At 63.1% G+C, this 3,693-nt stretch carries 3 protein-coding genes; 1 reads left to right on the forward strand and 2 read right to left on the reverse strand.

Features of this window, described 5'->3' with window-relative positions; all coding sequences use genetic code 11:
* Positions 1–32: 32 nt before the first annotated feature.
* Both WBB95_RS10805 and WBB95_RS10810 read right to left on the reverse strand, forming a co-directional pair.
* Entirely contained in the window at positions 33–1,172 is a 1,140-nt protein-coding gene (locus WBB95_RS10805; RefSeq protein WP_424487581.1) for a glycerate kinase, read from the reverse strand.
* A 91-nt stretch (positions 1,173–1,263) separates the two neighbouring features.
* The gene (locus WBB95_RS10810; RefSeq protein ID WP_424487582.1) at positions 1,264–2,370 is read right to left on the reverse strand and encodes a sugar diacid recognition domain-containing protein; all 1,107 of its coding nucleotides are present in this window, start codon (positions 2,368–2,370) and stop codon (positions 1,264–1,266) included.
* A gap of 161 nt (positions 2,371–2,531) precedes the next feature.
* On the opposite strand from WBB95_RS10810, the gene WBB95_RS10815 reads away from it, so the two are divergent.
* A partial coding sequence (locus tag WBB95_RS10815) for an MFS transporter (protein ID WP_424487583.1) occupies positions 2,532–3,693 on the forward strand: 1,162 nt, incomplete at its 3' end.

Consider the following 3,693-nt stretch of genomic DNA (forward strand, 5'->3'; position numbering starts at 1 on the left):
CGGATATGCCCCCCCCCGCCGCCCCCCCAACATCACCGCAAACGCGCCACCCGCCAAACCCGAGCAATATCCGCCGCGCGCTCGCGCAACAAACGCGGTGCCTCACTGCACGCCTGCTCCAGACTCATCGGCCCCGAAGGCAAGGCGAACGCAGCCGCCACCCCGTGCGCATACATCTGCTCATACCCATCACCCAACGTACCCGCGATCACCACAACAGGCACCTTGTTCAACTGCGCAATCCGCGCCACGCCAAACGGCGTCTTGCCGCGCAACGTCTGTGCGTCAAAACGCCCTTCGCCAGTAATCACCAAGTCCGCACCCCGCACGGCATCATCCAGCCCGACCAACTCAGCAACCACCTCTACCCCGGCGCGAAACTGCGCCCCGAGGAACGCCTTGGCAGCAAAACCCAATCCACCGGCCGCGCCGCTGCCCGGCTCATCGCGCACATCCTTGGGCAACACCTTGGCACAGTGGTCGGCAAAGTGGCCAAGGGCGGCATCCAGCTGTTGGACATGCTCAGGGTTGGCACCTTTTTGCGGGCCGAAAATGGCCGAAGCTCCCTGCGGACCACACAGGGGATTGTTCACGTCGGCGGCAATTTCAAAGCGCACCTGGGCCAGGCGCGGGTCAAGCCGTTCAAGGCTGATACGCGCCAGGCGCGCCAAGGCCAGGCCACCCAGCGGCAATACGTGATCCTGGGCATCGAACAACTGCACCCCCAGCGCCTGCATCGCCCCCGCGCCACCGTCGTTGGTTGCGCTGCCGCCGATCGCCAGGATGATCCGCTGGGCGCCGGCATCCAGCGCGGCGCGAATCAGCTCGCCGGTGCCGAACGTGGTACTGGCGCACGCATCGCGCTTGCCCGGCGGCACAAGTTGCAGGCCGCTGGCTTCGGCCATTTCGATGATCGCGGTGTGGCTGTCGGCCAACCAGCCCCAACGGGCTTCAACCTTACCGCCCAACGGGCCTTGAACCTGCTGGCGACGCAGTTCGCCGTTGCAGGCCGCCAGTACTGCGTCCACCGTCCCTTCACCGCCGTCCGCCATCGGGCATTGGATCAGCTCGGCATCCGGCCACACCTGGGCCAACCCGTCGGCAATGGCCCGGGCGACGCCTTCGGCACTCAGGCTGTCCTTGAATGAGTCGGGGGCGATGATGATTTTCATGGGCTTTCTCCGGTTTTTATAACGCCCATGCTGCCAGTTGGCCGCGGCAATGACGCCGGTCCGATGCACAAGTACGGCTGAGGTTTGTTGTTCATTCCGACAAAGCCTGGGGCAATAGCTGTACGCCGAGGTACAGCGCGAGCATGCCATCCAGGGTCAGCGGGTCGACGCCACTGAGTTCGGCGATGCGCTCCATGCGGTAACGCAGGCTGTTGCGGTGAATGCCCAGGGCGTCGGCGCAGGCCTGGCTCTGGCCGTCGTGTTCGCACCAGCTGCGTAAGGTCGCCAGGAGTTGGCCGTTGGCGTCCTTGGCCAGGACTTTGCGCAACGGGTTGAGCAATTCGTCAAGCGCATCGTCGTTGCGGTGGCGCCAAAGCATCACGGGCAGCCGATAACGGGTGAGGGTCAGCAGGCGCGAGTGCGGAAGAATGTCGCGCCCGTAGGCGAGCAAATCGCCCACGCGCCGGTAACACCGACGCAGCCCCGCCAAGCCATCGGCTTGCCCGCCCACCGCCACACGCAGGATGTTCCAACCCAAACCGTGGAGTTTCTCCAGCAGCCGTGGGTTGTCCACCTGCACGGCGGCCGGTCGGCACCAGAGCAAGGAAAACTGCGCGGAGCTCACACACCAGCTGTCCGGGTAACGGCTGGTGAGCCAGGTGCTCAATGCCTCCGCCGATTGCCCGACCCCGAGCTCAAACAGGTACGGCGTGCGCGCCAGCTGTGGCTTGAGCCCCAGTTGCTGGGCTTCATCGACCAGGCGCGGCGAGTCGCCGCTTTCAGCCAATAGCAAGGCCAGCAAGTCATCGCAACGCTGGCGCCGCCATTGCTGCTCGGCCTGCTGGTGGCGGTGGCTGACCAGCATTTCGGCGGTCATGCGTACCAGTTCGGCGTACGTGCGCAACAGCTCGGGCTCGCCGGTAATGCCCAGCACGCCAATCAGGCGCTGATCGTGCATCAACGGCAGGTTGATGCCGGGTTGTACGCCCTTGAGATGTTTGGCGGTCTGGCCGTCGATTTCCACCACGCGACCATTGGCCAGCACCAATTGCGCGCCTTCGTGGCGGGTGTTGATGCGTTCGGGCTCACCGCTGCCGAGGATCAACCCCTGGCTGTCCATGACATTGACGTTATAGGGCAGGATGGCCATGGTGCGATTGACGATATCCTGCGCCAAGTCATGATCCAGCTCGAACATGGGGCTAATTTCCTTGAAACGCATGGTTGTTCATAGGCACAGCGCAAAGTCTGCTTCACTGTGCGCGAGCACAAAGACAGCAGCCTGCCAGGTGGCCGAGACTCATTGGGCGATCAACGTTACCCTCGCATCGCGAAAAATCATAATAAAGAGAGACTGCCATGTCACAGAGCGCCGCTGCCACACTGGCCACCGATGACGATAAAAACGCCATCTACAAGCGCATTACCCTGCGCCTGATCCCCTTCATTTTCATCTGCTACCTGTTCAACTACCTCGACCGGGTAAACGTTGGCTTTGCCAAGCTGCAGATGCTCGACGCGTTGAAATTCAGTGAAACCGTGTACGGCCTCGGTGCCGGGATCTTCTTTATCGGCTACGTGCTGTGCGGCGTGCCGAGCAACCTGGCGTTGACCAGGTTCGGTCCGCGGCGCTGGATTGCGTTGATGATGATCGTCTGGGGCACGCTGTCCACCTGCCTGTTGTTCGTGACGACGCCGACGCACTTCTACGGCTTGCGCCTGCTGACCGGCGCGGCTGAAGCCGGGTTCTTCCCGGGCGTGGTGCTGTACCTCTCGCAGTGGTTCCCGACCTTCCGCCGTGGGCGGATCATGGCGCTGTTCATGTCGGCGATTCCGGTCTCCGGTTTGCTCGGCAGCCCGTTTTCCGGCTGGATCCTCAATCACTTCGCCGCAGGCCAGGGCAACCTGGCGGGCTGGCAGTGGATGTTCCTGCTGCAAGGCATTCCGACGGTGATCCTCGGCGCCCTCGCCTACTTCCTGCTCAGCGACAGTTTCGCCAATGCCAAATGGCTCACCCCGCACGAACGCGCGGTACTGGAAGCCGACCAGGCCACCGATTTGGCCAACAAGCCGAAAACCACCACGGACTCGCTCGCCGAAGTGTTCAAGAACCCCGCGATCTGGGCGTTCGGCCTGATCTACTTCTGCATTCAGAGCGGCGTGTACGCGATCAACTTCTGGCTGCCGTCAATCATCAAGAACCTGGGATTCAGCGATAACCTGGTGATTGGCTGGCTCAGCGCGATTCCGTACCTGCTGGCCGCCGTGTTCATGTTGCTGGTGGGCCGTTCGGCGGACTTGCGCAAGGAACGTCGCTGGCATTTGGTCGTACCGATGCTGATGGGTGCGGTTGGCCTGGTGATCGCGGTGAATTTCGCCACCACCCCGGCAATCGCTATTCTCGGCCTGACCATCGCCACCATGGGCGCCCTCACCGGCCTGCCGATGTTCTGGCCGGTGCCCACCGCCATGCTCAGCGCGGGCGCAGCGGCAGGCGGTTTGGCACTGATCAACTCCATGG

The organism is Pseudomonas sp. (assembly GCF_049645325.1).
GTDB lineage: Bacteria > Pseudomonadota > Gammaproteobacteria > Pseudomonadales > Pseudomonadaceae > Aquipseudomonas.